At 50.6% G+C, this 17,020-nt stretch carries 12 protein-coding genes; 6 read left to right on the forward strand and 6 right to left on the reverse strand.

What is annotated here, in order from left to right:
* Positions 1–65 precede the first annotated feature (65 nt).
* The 3 genes from NH568_RS12765 to NH568_RS12775 are packed head-to-tail and all read right to left on the reverse strand — an operon-like array spanning position 66 to position 4,639.
* Positions 66–2,576, reverse strand: a complete 2,511-nt coding sequence (locus NH568_RS12765; protein ID WP_253047932.1) for an ABC transporter permease — start codon at positions 2,574–2,576, stop codon at positions 66–68.
* Positions 2,577–2,604: 28 nt separating this feature from the next.
* On the reverse strand, positions 2,605–3,336 hold the full coding sequence (locus NH568_RS12770; protein ID WP_253047934.1) for an ABC transporter ATP-binding protein: 732 nt from the start codon (positions 3,334–3,336) through the stop codon (positions 2,605–2,607).
* A 25-nt stretch (positions 3,337–3,361) separates the two neighbouring features.
* The gene (locus NH568_RS12775) at positions 3,362–4,639 is read right to left on the reverse strand and encodes an HlyD family efflux transporter periplasmic adaptor subunit (RefSeq protein ID WP_253047936.1); all 1,278 of its coding nucleotides are present in this window, start codon (positions 4,637–4,639) and stop codon (positions 3,362–3,364) included.
* Positions 4,640–4,815: 176 nt separating this feature from the next.
* Between NH568_RS12775 and NH568_RS12780 the strand changes: the two genes are divergently transcribed.
* On the forward strand, positions 4,816–5,505 hold the full coding sequence (locus NH568_RS12780; protein ID WP_253047938.1) for a response regulator transcription factor: 690 nt from the start codon (positions 4,816–4,818) through the stop codon (positions 5,503–5,505).
* A 10-nt stretch (positions 5,506–5,515) separates the two neighbouring features.
* Positions 5,516–7,363: a HAMP domain-containing sensor histidine kinase gene (locus NH568_RS12785; protein WP_253047940.1), complete on the forward strand. Its 1,848-nt coding sequence runs from the start codon at positions 5,516–5,518 to the stop codon at positions 7,361–7,363.
* A 13-nt stretch (positions 7,364–7,376) separates the two neighbouring features.
* Here the strand turns inward: NH568_RS12785 and NH568_RS12790 are convergent, their stop codons facing one another.
* Positions 7,377–7,544, reverse strand: a complete 168-nt coding sequence (locus tag NH568_RS12790) for a hypothetical protein (RefSeq protein WP_171045299.1) — start codon at positions 7,542–7,544, stop codon at positions 7,377–7,379.
* A 214-nt stretch (positions 7,545–7,758) separates the two neighbouring features.
* Between NH568_RS12790 and NH568_RS12795 the strand changes: the two genes are divergently transcribed.
* Together NH568_RS12795 and NH568_RS12800 are read left to right on the forward strand one after the other, a co-directional pair.
* Entirely contained in the window at positions 7,759–9,951 is a 2,193-nt protein-coding gene (locus NH568_RS12795; RefSeq protein WP_253047942.1) for a TonB-dependent receptor, read from the forward strand.
* A 538-nt stretch (positions 9,952–10,489) separates the two neighbouring features.
* On the forward strand, positions 10,490–11,938 hold the full coding sequence (locus tag NH568_RS12800) for a putative lipase (RefSeq protein WP_253047944.1): 1,449 nt from the start codon (positions 10,490–10,492) through the stop codon (positions 11,936–11,938).
* A 62-nt stretch (positions 11,939–12,000) separates the two neighbouring features.
* On the opposite strand, the gene NH568_RS12805 is transcribed toward NH568_RS12800, so the two are convergent.
* Entirely contained in the window at positions 12,001–13,332 is a 1,332-nt protein-coding gene (locus NH568_RS12805; protein ID WP_253047946.1) for an ATP-binding protein, read from the reverse strand.
* Between the two features lie 9 nt (positions 13,333–13,341).
* The gene (locus NH568_RS12810) at positions 13,342–14,754 is read right to left on the reverse strand and encodes a sigma-54 dependent transcriptional regulator (protein ID WP_253047948.1); all 1,413 of its coding nucleotides are present in this window, start codon (positions 14,752–14,754) and stop codon (positions 13,342–13,344) included.
* A 246-nt stretch (positions 14,755–15,000) separates the two neighbouring features.
* Here NH568_RS12810 and NH568_RS12815 point away from each other — a divergent pair, with 246 nt between their 5' ends.
* The gene (locus NH568_RS12815; RefSeq protein ID WP_253047950.1) at positions 15,001–16,245 is read left to right on the forward strand and encodes an efflux RND transporter periplasmic adaptor subunit; all 1,245 of its coding nucleotides are present in this window, start codon (positions 15,001–15,003) and stop codon (positions 16,243–16,245) included.
* A gap of 42 nt (positions 16,246–16,287) precedes the next feature.
* Complete coding sequence (locus NH568_RS12820) at positions 16,288–16,980, forward strand: ABC transporter ATP-binding protein (RefSeq protein WP_253047952.1); 693 nt, start codon at positions 16,288–16,290, stop codon at positions 16,978–16,980.
* Positions 16,981–17,020: the final 40 nt, after the last annotated feature.

Here is a 17,020-nt window from a genome sequence, read left to right on the forward strand (position 1 = left end):
ACAGTAATCAGAAAACCCCTACTGTGCCTTAACCCTATTAGGGTGTCCACCACATATCTTCACACTTAACTCTGTCGTAATGCCTGTGCAGGCGGCGCTTTAACCTGCTGTGAGGCTGGCAATAGAGTGGCCAGCAGTACCAGCAAAACGATAAAAGCAGGGATCCCAAGCAGTGCCCATACATAACTGTGAGGATCGATGTTCATGGCACCTGTGAGCTGTCCACTGATCCACAATGCGCTAAGCCCTCCCACGATCAATCCCACTGCCAGCTGCACAAGCGCCTGCCTGACAAACAAACCAACCACTTGTTTATCTGGTGCGCCAAGGGCACGCCGGGTGGCAATCTCCTGACTGCGCAAAGTAATACTGTTCGCAGACATTGCATATATGCCACTGGCCGCTAAAAACAAGGCGACCAGCCCGCCGACTAAGAACACCTGATTGAGTGATTCCATCAAAAGCAGAGGCTGTTTAATTAAACTCTGATAACTCTGGATCTGGTGTACCGTTGCATCCGCATCCAGGTCAATCATAATCTGCTGCAACGCTGCAATGGCCTCTGACTCATCGCCACTATAATGCACAACTATATTCATCCACCACGACCGCAGATCCATCAGGCCATAACCGGTATACGCAGTACTGGTGGCATTCAGTGTCGGGCCATGAATGCTATCAGACACCACACCGACTATGGTCCGCCATTCCGTATGCCAGCCTTCTCCATCCAGAGTACGAATACGCTGCCCCACAGCACTTCCTTGTGGAAACAACTCCCGTGCCATCGCCGCATTAATAATGACCGGTGATCCACTGTTACGCAGTTCACGGCTATCAATGGCCAGATCTGTCAGGTTAAAATCGCGCCCTTCAAGCAGCTGCATACCAACCGTTCGCCACGCATCCCGACTGACTACTTCAAAGTTCCACATTGGGTTGTCACTAAAAACCTCTGCCGCCTGTCCCTGGATCTCAAAGTGTGAGGTGCCTCCGCCAGTCCCCGGCAGACTACTGAAATAGGCAACACTACGCACGTTTGGAAGCTGTTCCAGCTTTTCTTTAAGCCCGTAGTAAAAATCATTGCGCTTTTTTCGCGCTTGTGGCTCCCCCCCATTCCAACGATAACTCCCCCACGCCAAACGCACCGACGCTGTCAGACGCTGCTCGGTTTGTACACCATAATCCGCCTGTTGCGCAGCCAAACTACTCCCCAGGAGCATTGCTGCAATGACCAATACAACACAGGACAAAGCGATTTCGGTAATCACCAACACTTGATTCACTCTGCCCGCACGTTTACTGACAGCGCCCCGGGTACCGTCACGTAAAATGCCATTCATACCTCCTTGCAAAGCGCGCCACGCCGGAATTAAACCGGTGATGAGTATCATCATTAAAACAGCGCCAAGTAACATCCAGACTGAGTCCTGCGATAAACTGATCGTCCACCAGAAAGGGCGCGCGCCGTTCAATGCAAAGATCTCGTCTAATGCCTGATTGGTCAGTGTCATCCCCCATTGTGCCAGCCCCAATGCCAATATTCCGCCAAAACAACAAATCAACGTGCTTTCCCACAGCATCTGCAAAATTAAACGCCGCTGTGGCACACCCAACGCAACCCGAATAGCCACATCACGGATCTGCTCATTCACCCGGGCCAGCAGTAAATTACCCACATTGATACAGGTCAGTAGTAAGATCAGTAACACCACCAACATCATGGCCACCAGCACAGAATAGTGCTGATACAACACATCGACGCTGAGTTTAAATGGCACCGCCTGCAGGTAGCCACCCGGCACATCAGAACGCCAGGCAAACTCCTGTGGCAGGGTCTGGATCTGGCGCTGCAACAAAGTGGCCAGCTCATGTTGAAACTGTGCCAGAGTAACATCAGGCTTAAGCCTGGCTATTGCCTGCAACCCTCCCCGATTCGACGGGTTGGCAGGCGATAGCCGGGTCTGAGTCATAACTTGCCAAACCTGAGCCCGAGTTGGAAAAGCAAACCCAGGCGGCATGACACCTATCACTTGTACAGGGATAGCCTCAACCTGAACCACCTGACCAATAATATCTTCATTGCCATCGAAGACCCGTTGCCAGATATCATGGCTCAGCACCACCGCCGACTGTGTTTCATTTTGCTGATCAGCTGGGCCAAAGCTGCGGCCAAGCAAAGGTTGCACACCTGCTACCTCAAATATATCCCACTGTACGTAGGTCAGATGCACTTTTTGCGACATGGCTTCATTACCCAGCCTGCCCACAGTGCGCACTGCCGATTGATACAGACTCATACTCTGTAATAACGTACTGTGCGCCTGAATTCGATTCAGATGATAGGGATCAACACGCTGGCGGGCACCATGGGCAGCCTTAAACTCACCTGCAATGGCGATAAGCTGCGTATCCTGACCTAAAGTCAGGGGCTTAAACACCAGCTGCTGCATCAGCGTATAGGTGTACAAAGTCAGTGCCAGTCCCACCGTCACAATGGCAGTGGTGGTCAGGGTAAACAGGGGCTTTTTTAGCAGCAGCCGAACTGCATATCGGATATCTATCCAGGCAGGCATACTCAATTCCTCTTCAGCAAATTGCCACTTACACTGCAATGGCAGAACGGGCAGACGTGGGACTGTCCGACACAATTGCGCCGTCTTTCATTTCAATGATCCGCCCGGTACGTAATGCCGACGACATATCGTGAGTTACCATGCAAATCGTCGCGCCGTTATGGTGCAGGGTATCTAGCAGTGCCATCACAGCTGCGGCATTTTTGGAATCCAGGTTGCCCGTTGGTTCATCCGCTAAAATAATTGCAGGCTCCCCAGCAATGGCTCTTGCGATGGCTACCCGTTGCTGTTGCCCCCCAGATAACTGAGCAGGAAAATGACTGGCGCGATGGACCATCTCTACCTGCTCAAGTGCCGCCGCGACACGTGCACGTCGCTGCTCCCGGCTCAGGTCCTGGCGATATGTCAGTGGTAAAGCCACGTTATCCTCAACATTCAAGTCACTGATCAAGTTAAATGCCTGAAAAATGAACCCTATTTCCTTATTTCGGATCCGTGCGCGTTCATTTTTATCTATCTGTTCGGCATCATGCCCTGCCAGCCAGTAGGTACCATTGGTCGGGGTATCCAACAACCCAAGCTGAGCCAGCAAGGTCGACTTACCACAGCCGGATGGCCCTGTGATGGCAAGGTACTCCCCTTTTGAGATCCGTAAATTGATGTTGTTCAGCGCCCAGGTTTCGACATCATCGCTGACAAAGACTTTATTTAACTGGTTTAGCTCAACCAGCATTTCATGGTTTGGATATTGAGTTGACATACTCGGTGCTCCTGTAGAGTGGGGGCTAATACTGCGCAGAAAACGGCTGACTAAAGCGCACGTTGCTGTGCTGCCAGTGTGACGTGTCCGACAAAACAATGCGGGTGCCGACCGTCGCACCATGTTCAATTTCAATGTACTGGCTGGACATATGACCAAATGTCAGAGGCTGCCGACTGGCCTGCTCGCCAGACTGATCCAGCAGATAAAGACTGGCCTGACTAAATCCACTGGCCATGACCGGGCGTTTAACAAATAAGGTATCAGCAAGCGTTGCTATCTCTATGACCCCATCCACACTCAAGGCCGGACGGACTTCTTTGGGCAGCGCTCCACTGAGCGCCACTTCCACCAGCACCGCGCTATCGCTGACGGCCGGATCAATGCGCTGTACTGCGCCCTTGATCTGGCTTGCCCTGGTATCCAGCACGACAGCCTGACCAATCTGTACATCTTTGATCTGGTTTTCCGGTACACGCAGCTGGGCAACAAACTGATCATTTCTGGCCAGCATAGCCAGGTTACTCCCGGCACTGATCTGCTGGCCAGGCTCCAGTGGCATGGCCTGGACAATACTATCCATGGTGGCTATCACTGTAAGCCCATTCACCTGTTGTTCAATACGCTCGACCTGCTTGCGTAAACTGTTGAGTCTTGCGTTACCGGCGCGTAACTGCGCTGCCAGGTTTTCGCGCCGTTTATCAAGACGCTGCTGCTCTAGTAAAAAACGCTGGCGAAACTGGGCGACATTGATTTTAACTTCTTCAAAATCAATCTTAGAGACGGCAACGATCCCCTGCGCCAGCAGTTTTTCCTGTGCAGCCAGGGTCAGTTCGGCGCGTTCCAGATTTAGCTTTTCATCAACCACCGCAATTTCCTGATCGAGCAAAGCAGACTCCAGCGTCACCTGCTCCGCATGGGTCTGTGCCTCCAGTGCCTGTAACTGCCAACGAGCCTGATCAAGCGACTCTTTTAGTTCAGGGTTACTCAGTTGCAGCAGTACATCCCCCTGCTTTACCTGCGCCCCGGCTTTCTTAAAAACCTGTTCCACCCGGCCATCTACCGGGGTCGTTATCCAGCGGATCTGAGCGGGTACCAGCACGCCGCTGCCTCGTACCGTGACTTTTAGCTCCCCCCGGCGAACGGTATCAATCAACAACGGGGCTTTATCTACCAGGTTGGTCGCGCTAGTATGACGGTTAAAAAACACAGCCAGGCAGGTCATCACAACCAAGCCCAGTGCACTCATCGCTTTGCCTTTATGTCTTAGCAGGGGGCTTTTTTTCGTTCTCACTATATCCATGGTGACTTCTCCAACGGGACGATGCAGTCTACTTTAGAGGGCGTATGGGCGTGACAACAGGCAAGCTATGTAAAATAAAACGGCGCAGGTTTTACAAAAGTTTACGTGTACTTTGGCGCCGGGCCAGCTAGATTTTTCACATCACTGGCCGCGAATAAAAAGGGAATAACAACAAGATGAAACCCACCCTGCTGATCGTAGAAGATGAACCAGCCATTCTGCGTGGTCTGACCGATTTATTTGTTTTTCATGGCTATGACGTCGACAGTGAAATGGACGGTGCACAAGGTCTTAAACGAGCACAACAGAACGACTATGCCTGTATTTTGTTGGATGTCATGTTGCCATCAATGAGCGGCTTTGAGATCTGCGAAGCACTCAGACAAACCTCTGCAACTCAACCCATTATGATGTTGACGGCCAAAAGCACCGAGCAGGACATTATCAATGGCCTGAGCCTCGGAGCCGATGACTATGTGGCCAAACCCTTTTCAACCTCGGAACTGGTATTGCGCGTCAATGCGCTGGTGCGCCGCTCGGGCTGGAGCCAGCATGAAGAAAAGCTGCTCCTGAGCAAAGACGTCTGTGTTTGTCCGCACACACTGACCGGAACGTCTTATCAGCAGCCCGTCAAATACACGCGTCGCGAGGTCAGTTTATTAAGTTACCTGCTACGTCAGAACAAACCCGTCAGTCGTGATGAGCTATTGCATCAGGTTTGGGGCTATAAAACCGTGGGGGACATAGATACGCGTACGGTCGATATTCATATTGCCAAGTTGCGCAAAAAAATAGAGCAGGATCCTAAGTCACCACGCCATCTGGTCACCCATCGTGGTGAAGGCTATCAGTTGTACACTCAGTAACGGCATCGCTATGTGGTTTAAAGACACTCAACTAATGAGCTATGCACAGCGCAAACAGCGACTGCGTTGGCTGGCCGGCACCTTTTTACTGTGCCTGTTAATACCACTGGGTATTTTGCTTTACTTTGGTTTTGCACAGCTTAAACAGAACCAACTGAACACCTATCAGGAACAGGCTCGTCACCTGATATTACAAATTGACCGCAAGATGTTTAAACGCCGGCTACTTACCGATGCGCTGCCAGTCAACGCATTTGACTACTATCAGGCGGTGTATAACCCTCTCACCGACGAAACCCTGCAGATGCCCTCAGTACTGTCACATCTGGATCCTGCCAGACCAACGGCCACCCGCCCTATTCAGGGGCTGGTCGGTTATTTTCAGTTTGATGCACAGGGTCGGTTCAACAGTCCAATCTGGCCAGAGCCCCTGTCGGATAAGGACATTGTAAATCCAGGTTCAGAGCTAAAGAAAGCCTCACCCGAGTTACAACAACGTTACGAACAGGCAAGATTCATATACCAGATCCTGTCTAAATCCGAGGCATTGCAGAGCAAGCTGTCGCAGGGATTAAGCAAAGAAAGCGGCCTGTACCAGCTGTGGTTTGATGTGCCTGGCTACTTTATTTTCTACCGTCTGCCCAAAGTTGGCGCGCAGCGAAAGTTGCAAGGTTATCTGGTCAGGCGAGACCCGTATTTACTGAGCCTTGTCAGTGAGTACCTGAGCCAAAGTCAGTTTGACCTCCCGGTTTTACTGACGCTGGATGCAGATAGTTCAAGCGGCTCCAATGAATTGTATAATGCAATGACATCTCAGCCGGAGCCAGTGCATTTTTTACTTACCCATTCACAGTCGCCTGCACGTCGCCTGGCACAAGCCGACATTCCCACTGACCTGAGTGAGCAACTCTTATATAGCGACACCCTGCGCTGGCCATTTAACAACTACACATTACACTTTACGACCCATACTCTGCCCATGAGTCAGACCATGTTGTACAGCAGTGTATTTGCCCTGTTGCTTATACTGACAATTCTGGGTGCCTGCTACGGATTTTATCGGCTGAGTGTTAAACAGCTGGCGCTTGCAGAGCAGAGAATGAATTTTGTGTCTTCGGTCAGCCATGAGCTCAAAACACCGCTTACCGCCATTCGTATGTATGCCGAAATGCTGCGCTCAGGTACTGTGGTATCGACGGATGCCCGGCAAGACTATTACGGCTTTATTCACAGTGAAAGTGAGCGGCTAAGCCGTCTGATCGACAATATCCTGCTCCTGACACGGTTGAATCATCATGATCAGGACGGACTGAGCCAGGTCAATCCCGAATACGTGCCAGTCACTATGCTGGCCGATATTATTCGTTCAAAGACATCAACCTTGCTAGATAAACACGCCTTTACCCTGAATATGGCCATTGAGCCTCCTTTGTCTGAAGAGGCCGCCGTGTTAGTCGATCAGGATGCGTTTGCGCAGGTGGTGATTAACATTACCGAAAACACCGTCAAGTTCTTCGTTGCCGAGGGCATCACCGACCCGGCACGCAGACAGCTCGACATTACCTTTAGACGCAACGACCACAATCGAGACAAACTGGAGCTGGAGATCCGCGATTACGGTCCCGGTGTGTCGCAACAACAATGCGATAAGCTATTTGAGTTATTTTATCGGGGAGGCAGTGAACTAACCCGCACGACTCAGGGAACCGGGATTGGACTTGCGTTGGTCGCACAACTGGTCAGTGCTCAGCAAGGACAGATAACAGCCCACCGGATGACACCAGGCCTGGCGCTAAGGCTGACCTTACATACTCAACATCTTAACCTTATGATGCCCGAGTCGGTGACTCAGGCATAGATGTGTTGCGCCGTTATGCGGTCCAGCAGTAGGTTTTTGTCCAGCACACCGGGTAACTGTGGCAAACAATGGGGTTACTGGCACTGGGCCCATTACCAGCGGCGATAGCCTGAGTATTGTGCGTGTCCAGTGTTTTGTGGCTGAGGTTTTTGACTGGTGATTTTTTGAGTTTGAGTTGCATAGCTTGTCCTTACATGTGTTTTTGAGTGAGTCAGTGCCTTACTCCAGCACCAACAGAGTACACACTCAGAAAACAGCATCTGAGCGTGTGGTCAAAATTCAACCACACCTTTAGCAATAGTCAATCTCATTTCCTTCAACTTAGCCTGCTTTACGGACGAACCGACCATACTGAACTACACTAAGTAAACACAAGATTAATAACATGATTCTGAATGATAAAAATGAAGCTGCGTGGTGCCAGTCAGCCCCTTTTGTTACTCTGTGCATGGCCATTTGCTGCCAGCATACAGGCTGTTGAAAGCGTCGACCTGTTTGAAATGAGCCTGGATGAGCTACTTAACGTGAACCTGACAGGCTCCGCAGTGCGTGATCTGAATCTGGAAACCACCCCTGCCAGTGCGAACCCATTCAACCTGAAAGCACTGCATTTACCCTTCAGCATAGATGTGATTGAGCGTAAAACCATGCGTGCACGCGGCCTGACCTCAGTGACCGGTGCTGTCGAGAATCTGGTGGGAGTCATATCGGGTGAGTCACCCGCTGAACCTTCCAGCTTTGCTATGCGAGGCTTTATTCGCGACTCCGTTTCGGTTTTACGGGACGGCATTAAACTGGGCCCGGCTTCCATGACGATGCGGCCACACAACACCTTTAACCTGCAACAAATAGATGTCATCAAAGGACCCGCCACATTACAATATGGTCAGGGAACGGCGTCTGGCGCCATCAATATGGTGACCAGAAAGCCGCAACTGGACGCCCCCACCAGCACAGAAGCCTTTGTCTCTCAGTCTCGCTTCGATACCCGGGAATGGGGCATAGGCATTAACCTTCCCTTTTCAGCACAAAGCGCAGCGCGGGTCGACATTAATAAAGCGCAGTCAGACGGCTGGGTTGACCAAACGCATTCCCACTCTTTAAATGCAACCACTTCCCTGCTCTGGCAATCTTCCCCTGACCTGAGCTGGTTGCTCAGTTTTGATTATCTGGAAGATGACCTGCCGGCTTATTGGGGCACGCCTTTTATTCCTGTGCAGTTTGCGCAGCAACCAATGGACGACATAGTCGCTACCAACGACAGCCGGGTGCTGGATCAGCATACCCGCTATCTAAACTATAATGTTGAAGACAGCCGTTCAGACTCGGAACATTTATGGTCTCGCCTGAACATAAACTGGCAGCCAACAGACACACTCTCGCTGACCAATACCTTGTTTCACTTCAAAGCGGACCGCGCCTGGAAAAACGCAGAAAGCTATGTATTTAATCCCGCAACAGGCTTAGTCGACCGGGACCGCTTTTTTGTCTTCCACGAGCACACCTTTTACGGCAACCAGTTCGAAGGGGTTTATCGCCACAAGATTGGCAAGATGCAGCATCAGTTAGCCTTTGGCGCTGAGTTTAAAGTCACCGACTTCAGCCGGGAGCGAGGATTTCCCGCAGGAGACAGCGTCTCGTTATTTGAGCCTGTGGCTGGTCAGTTCGGCGCTTTGGACAAACACCTCAGTCCAACCGACATCCAGCAATGGGGCGTGTATGTTAATAATACGCTGTCGGTAACCCCGAGTTTGCGCCTGTTTGGCGGGCTGCGGCGCGACCACATTAAACTGGACAGAGACAACTATGATGATTCAGGAACCTTTCTTGTAGATGAAAGTTTTGAGCGTACTTTTACCCCGCTTGCATATCAGATAGGTGCGACGTATCAGCTCAACGAGTCACTCAGCCTGTATACGCACTGGAGCACCGGGCACGATCCGGTCGGATCCAATATTTATCTGGTCAACGCCAGTGAAAACTTCGATTTTACAGATATACGCCAGTACGAAGCGGGAATGAAAGCCATACTGCCGGCCTGGCACAGTGAATTGACCGCGGCCTGGTATAATATAGCTCGCCGTAACATCCTGCTACTGACATCTCATGATACGGTAGGTAACTCGGGGACCCATGTTGCGCGGGGGCTAGAACTGGCGATCACCAGTCAGCCAACGCCCCATTTTCGTGTCGGTGGCAATATCGCCTACACTAATGCGAGTTATGAGTCTTTTGTCGACCCGGATTTTGGCGTGAATGCCAGTGGCCATACCCCGCCTAATGTGCCTGAAATTGTCGCCAATGCTTGGTTTAGCTGGGATCAGGTCCTGTCATTACCGCTGGAAATTGGTGGGGGTATACGTCATGTCAGTGACCGCTACGCCAATTTTCAAAATTCGGTTACCTTCAAACGCTATGAGACGCTGACCCTGTTTGCTGCCTATCAGTTTGAGCATACCCGCTTTAATCTCAGCGTACGCAATCTACTGAACGAAGAATATGTACCATGGGCGGATATTTTCTATCCCGCTCAGGCTGCTATTGCCGCACCCAGAACGGTCGAGTTGAGTGTGCATATTAGTTACTGAACAGTTACTAACCCTTTATGTACCGACAGCTTAAAGTGGCATAAACAGTACCCGAGCTTTCCTCTTTATGTGTCAGCGCCCACCTGCTGCACAGGCCCACCGCCTTAAAAACACAGCGTGCATATCCGTTTGCAAATTTTTCTTATTTTTTATCAGTGCATTTTTCACACTATTCAACTTCCTCCCTATCTGGTGGTTACATATGGTTAATTCATTCACCTTTTCACAATCAGCACCGTACGCGCACTGTGTCGTAATCTGGTTTCAAAGCAATTCAAATGGCTTTAAAAATATCTCCTTTTTTACCAATGGGTAAAAAACATCACTTATTATTTTGAGAACATATTTCAGCACGATATTGAACTCACACTCAGACGAATTTGGTCTTTTGTTAAGTAAACACTCACCAAAAGGCAATAATTTACAAAACAAAAACAGTAAAGAATTATGAAACAAAACACGCTGTTGATCTTTTAGTAACAAATAAATACATTACCAGCTCCTAAAAAAGGACCACAAAGACAACAGGAAAATAACAATGAAAATTAAAACGCTCTCTATGGCCATACTGGCCTTCTCGGCGCATACGGCACTGGCACAAAGTCAGCAGGTGGATGAATATGGTCTGATAATCGACGCATCTCATACCATTTCACTGTTTGGCAGCGAGCACAGTAACAACAAAACAACCGCTGAACGCCTGGTGACTCCATTTAAGCCTGGCGTTGCCCAAAATCTGGCTACAACAAGCAGTAGCTACGGTAACACCTGGTACGTGCAATCTCTTGAAACTTATCGCGTTTGTGAATGGTGGGATGGCGAGGATCCACGCGGTGTTGACCTGCCAGAAACCATGGGCAACGAAGCACAGGCCCTAAACGCTCAGCCCGTTGCGGAAGAATTTGTCGTCGCACCGCAGCGCACCTGCCGTTTGTGGACTGAATACCCAAGATATTTCTATGGTACCGCTGATGTCTATATGGGTAATGACAATGTGCTGGATAAGCCGGTCGTCGTCGTTCAGCCTTACCATGTAGATGTAGAGGGCTCAGCTTACACCAAACAAGCATTTTACGACGACGTAAACCAGGGTGGCCTGATGAGCAGTCTCAGAAGACAAGGTTATGACGTGATCTTGTATCGCTATAAAAATCAGGACAATGGTATCGAGTTTAATGCTGATGGTGTGAAAAGATTACTGGACATTATCAACGCTAAACCCGGTATCTCTTCAACCTCTTTCGTAGGTCTGTCTATGGGTGGAGTTGTTACTCGCTTTGCACTGCGTGAAATCGAAAAAACAGGGTCTCTGAATAAGGTTGCGACCTTTATTTCATTCGATGCTCCTCACTATGGCGCAAACTTCCCTCGCTCCATATTAGACAACACAAACCGTTTACTCGATAAAGTCGACGTTGTCGCCTGTGGTGAAATACCCAAGTGCAGCTCTGCACGTAAAAAGCTCAGAGCCATTAAGGACCGACTGGAAACCAAAACCTTTAAAGAGCTGATTATCAACACGCCATCAGGCTCAAGTGACAGAAGTGCATTACTATCCAAGCTGGCAAGCTTAGGGCACGTTCAGACAGTACCCACTCTGGCTATCACGAATGGCGCGCAAAGCAGAACACAAGGTGCACCAAGTTCAAAAATGACCTCACACTTTAAACTGCACCGCCCATGGTATCTGGGTGGCAGCAAATACTTCAAAGTCTATACTCAGCCAAGTGTCGACAATGTGGCGGGGGGCTATGCTGATTTCTACCAGGTATTCTCTGATCTCATCGAAGATCAGCCACACCCAATCACTTCCTATGTGACACTGGGACAGCAGCACTCGTTTGTTTCAACCCATTCGGCACTTGCTGGCAGTGCGAACAACTGGGATGAAATTGCGGCTTACCCAAGCTACAACGAGCAACATATGACTCTGACCTACACCAAAGCCCGGAAAATCCTGGATTGGTTAAACAGATACCAGAACTAACCGGGGGTTCTGGTAACCACGTTGCGAGCCAGAGATTTCTGCTCGCAATTACCCGCTGACAGTCATCCAAACACACAGCGAAAGCACGCGCCCTGAGGCTTGCGGATATAAATAAGATCGCCGCCATGGCTGACCATGATCTGCCGCGACAGACTGAGACCGATTCCAGATCCCTGCTGCTTGGTCGTAAAGAAAGGCACAAACATCATGTCAATGACGTGAGGCTCAACGCCTGGCCCGTTATCCTGGATCTCAACATACACTTGCTGCGCCTCGTTTTGCGCCAGTGTGAGCACGATAACCGGCGCTTCAATACTGTGTGGTTGCAATGCCAGAGTTTGCTCAATCGCCTGGATTGCATTGGTAAACAGGTTGATCAGCACCTGTTCCACCTGACCGGCATCCAGCATCACCAGCAGATGAGTTGAGACCTTAAGCTCACACCGGATCCCTGCCTGCTCCAACTGGCTCTGGTGTAGTGTCACTAACCGCTCTAATATCGGCGCCAGTGCGGTGGCATTCAGACTGGGCCGTGGCAGGCTCGTGATTGCCCTGAAGCGGGTAATAAATTCACCCAGATGCTCGGTGCGTGCAGCCAGCGTATCCAGCGCCAAAAGCAGATCGCCTTTGTCATCTTCATCATCAAAACACAAACTCTCCGGTAATAATCCCCGGCAAGACTGCGCAATCGACGATAAAGGCGTGATGGAATTCGCGACTTCATGAGTCAACACCTGAGTCAGGCGTTTGTAAGCCTGCTGTTCTTTATTGATCAAAGCATTGTGAATCGACGTCAGGGTGATCACTTTACGGATCTGCCCCTGGATCTGTGCCACGCTTATCTGTACTGACAGCGTATCCTGCTGCTCGCCGTGCTGCCAGGGCGCACTGCTTTTCAGGTGCGTGTCACAGCTTAAGATCAGCTCGCCAAGATGCTCAAGCTCACTCACAGTACTAATTGGCTTGCCCAGCAAACGCGACACCGCCGGGTTAGACTCGATCACCTGACCTTCACTGTCACAGACCAGTACAGCCAGATCAATATGCAGTAACAAGGCCTGAAAAAACTGCGCCTGTTGCTCTGCTTTAAAGCGTGCCGCCTGCAGGGTATGGCGGATCTCGTCATATTCCTGGTGTAACGGATGACTGGGACTCAGCCGCAATGAGCTGTCTCCATTGACCAATGCCCGGATCACCGCGGTGCTTTGCTTTTGCTGCTGTACAAACAAGGAAAATACCGCACCACCACACACCGCACTTATCAGCACCAGTAACAACCAGGTAGCGCTGATCCCGCTTTGCAGATAATGTCTGGTTGCAACACTGGCCAGCATACACAACACACCCAGCTGTAAAGCGAGCAACCAGCGCGGGTGACGTTTCAGATAAGACATAGCCGCTCCCTACAGCCCATATTTTTCCAGCCGCCGATACATGGCTCCCCGGGTCAGCCCCAATGCTTTGGCCGCATGACTGACGTTACCCCGATAGTGTTTCAGGGCGGCACGGATCGCTCTTTGCTCCAGTACTTCCAGGTCAAAAGTATCGTAACTGGCACAGATCCCCTCGCCTGTATTTCCCTCAGGTGCAACCGCCTGCGCGGTGGTGCCAACGACGGAGCTGACATCCAGCATGTCACCGTCAGATAAAATCACGGCGCGCTCTATGGCATGGGCCAGTTCCCGGACATTACCGGGCCAATGGTAGGCACACAAAGCGACCATATCTTGCTGTGCAATATCCAGCGAGCGCTTATATCTTTGCGCAAAATGCGTCAGATAATAGTTCACCAGCAAAGGAATATCCTCGCTGCGCTCACGCAATGGCGGTAAACGGATCTCCACCGTATTAATGCGGTACAATAAATCCTGTCTGAAACGCCCTTCATTGACTGCCTGTTGCAGGTTGTCATTGGTTGCACAGATCAGGCGAATATCCACCTCCACCGGTTTGGTGCCGCCCACCGGAGTAATACAGCGATTTTGCAGCGCCGCCAGCAGCGTTGCCTGATGCGTTAACGGCAAATTACCCAGCTCATCAAGAAACAGCGACCCGCCACTGGCCAGCTCAAAGCGTCCAATCTTATCGGTTTTCGCATCGGTAAAAGCCCCTTTCTTATGACCAAACAGCTCACTTTCGAACAGGCTTTCGGAAATCGCCCCCATATCCAGGCTGATCATAGGCTGGGCTGCGCGCAAACTTGCACGGTGAATGGCATGCGCTGCCAGCTCTTTACCTGTACCACTTTCCCCGGTGATCAATATATTGGCATCAGACTGAGCTGCTTTGTCTATGGTAGCGAACACCTGCTGCATGGCCTCGCTCTGGCCCAGAAAGTCAAAAGCAGGACCCGTGGATGACTCACTCAAAGCCTGATTAAGCCCTTGTGTCTGACGGGTCAGCTTACCAAGCTGCTGTTTGTCTTTGGCATGGGCAAACGCCGCTGCGACCGCCCCTAACAGTTGCTCGTTTTGCCAGGGTTTGGCAATGAAATCTGCAGCCCCGGCCTTAATGGCATCCACCGCCAGCTGAATGTCGCCATAGGCAGTCATCAGCAGCACCACCATACTGGGATCCTGACTGATGATTTTCTTCAGCCAGTAAAACCCTTCCTGACCACTGATGGCATCGCGGTTAAAATTCATATCCAGCAGGATCACTTCAATGCCGTGGGCTTTGACTATGTCTTCGATATCAAACGGGTTATCGGTGGTTTTAACCAGCTGATAGTGTTGTTTGAGCAGCAACCGCGCTGCAATCAGAATATCCGGATTGTCATCCACCACTAAAATGGCCCCGGGCTGTTTTGCGCTCACTGTCTGTCCCTGTTTTATTTTTTATGGGTGTACTAGCTTAGCTTACTTCGCAAGGATGTGTCCATTTATGGGCAGTTGCCCTGCTCACACTGTGCTATAAGCGGACACTTCCTCCCACTACACCAGTACAAAAACACACTAAGCAACTGTATTTATTAAACTTTAATTTTTGGCATGATGATTGATTTATTTAGCGCATCAGCCAACACAACATGGCTCAACACAGTTTGACAACGGGAGTTGCACATGGATAAAAAAATCGAACGCTCAGGACTAAAGAAGCACTTTAAAGCAGGCGTGGTTGCCGCTGTGTTAGCAACGACCTTGGCGTATGCCTTTACTCATCAAGGCAGTAACGGACGCAGCCAGAATGTGCCACTGGACAGCCTGACCATCAGCACAGTAACACAGGGTCCGTTTATTGATGCATTGAGCCTGCGTGGTCAGGTGGTGCCAAAAACCACCATTTATCTGGATACCGTCTCTGGTGGCCGGGTCGAAGAGCGGCTGGTTGAACAGGGGGAGTATGTCGAGAAAGGCCAGCCTCTGGTGCGCCTGAGCAATACCAACCTGCAACTGGATGTGATGAGCCGCGAGGCCCAGGTGACTGAACAACTCAACTTTTTACGTAACACACAAATGAACATGGAAACCAGCCGCCTGAATCTGCGCCGCGACCTGCTGGAAATTGAACGTCAGATCACCCATCTGCACAGGCGTTACAAGCAGTCTGTGCTGCTTGCCAAAAAAGGCGTGCTGGCGCAGGACACACTCGATGAAATCAAAGATGATCTGGCCTACTACAAAGCACGCAAAGCGCTGACAAAGGAGCGCCAGAAGCAGGAAAATACCATTCGTGAAGTGCAGGTTGCCCAGCTGGAAGACAGCGCCGACATGCTGCAAAAAAACCTGCAATTTGCCCGTCATAATCTGGACAATCTGCTCGTCAAAGCCCCGGTTTCTGGCTATCTGAGTGAGCTGGATGTTGAAATGGGTGAATCCAAAGAGCGTGGCGCACGACTGGGCCAGATAGATATGCCCAATGAATTCAAACTCATCGTCCGGCTGGATGAGTTTTATCTGAACCAGGTGCACACAGGTATGGCGGTGCAGGTATCACTGGGAACTGAGCAAGTCAGCGCAGAGGTCAGCAAAATCGACAGCCGGGTTACCAACGCGCAATTTCAGGTTGAGGTGGCACTGCCCGCCGGACTGCAAGAGATAAAACGAGGTCAGAACCTGGATGTGGCACTGCTGCTGGGAGACAGCAAAAATAACGCCCTGTTGATCAACCGCGGTGCCTTTTACACCAGCAGTGGCGGCAACTGGGTCTATGTGGTCTCAGGCGACACTGCCGTGCGCAAAAATATCGTGCTGGGTAAGAAAAACCGTGACTACTTTGAAGTATTAGACGGACTGGCGCCTGGCGATCAGGTGATCACCTCTGGCTACAGCCACTTTGATAAAGCACAGATATTACAACTGAATTAGCCCAAAAGCACAGAACAGAACAACCGAATTGAGGAAGCAAAGATGATTAAACTGACGAACCTAAGCCGTGTATTTCGTACCGAAGATGTAGAAACCATCGCGCTGAACGAGATTGACCTACAGGTTAATGAAGGCGATTTTCTGGCCATTATGGGCCCCTCCGGCTGCGGTAAATCAACCCTGCTTTCTATTCTGGGCATGCTCGACTCACCAACCTCCGGCGGCTTTGAATTCTCAGGTACAGACATAGCCGGATACAGTGAAAAACGTCTCGCTGAACTGCGCAAAGCCTCCATCGGCTTTGTATTTCAGAGCTTTAACCTGATTGACGAACTCACGGTTTTTGAAAATGTAGAACTGCCTCTGCAATACCAGAGCATCTCTAAAGCAGAGCGTAAACAACGGGTTGAGGCAATTTTAAAACGGGTTGCCATTGACCATCGCGCCGACCATCTGCCACAGCAATTATCGGGCGGTCAGCAACAACGGGTGGCGGTTGCCAGAGCGCTGGTGATCAATCCCAAACTGATCCTGGCGGATGAGCCAACGGGTAATCTCGACTCCAGAAACGGCGAAGAGGTGATGGCCATGCTACGCGAGCTAAACCGCGAAGGCACCACGGTCATTGTGGTGACTCACTCGGAAAAAGAAGGTGCTTATGCCGATCGTCTGGTGCGCCTGCTGGATGGTCAGATCATGCTGGATAAAGCCAACAGCGTGTCGCCAGCGGCTTAAACGAGTCCGCCTCGTAACACCCGGAATTTAGAAGGAAGTA

Source organism: Pseudoalteromonas sp. XMcav2-N, from assembly GCF_024124545.1.
Classification (GTDB): Bacteria; Pseudomonadota; Gammaproteobacteria; order Enterobacterales; family Alteromonadaceae; genus Pseudoalteromonas.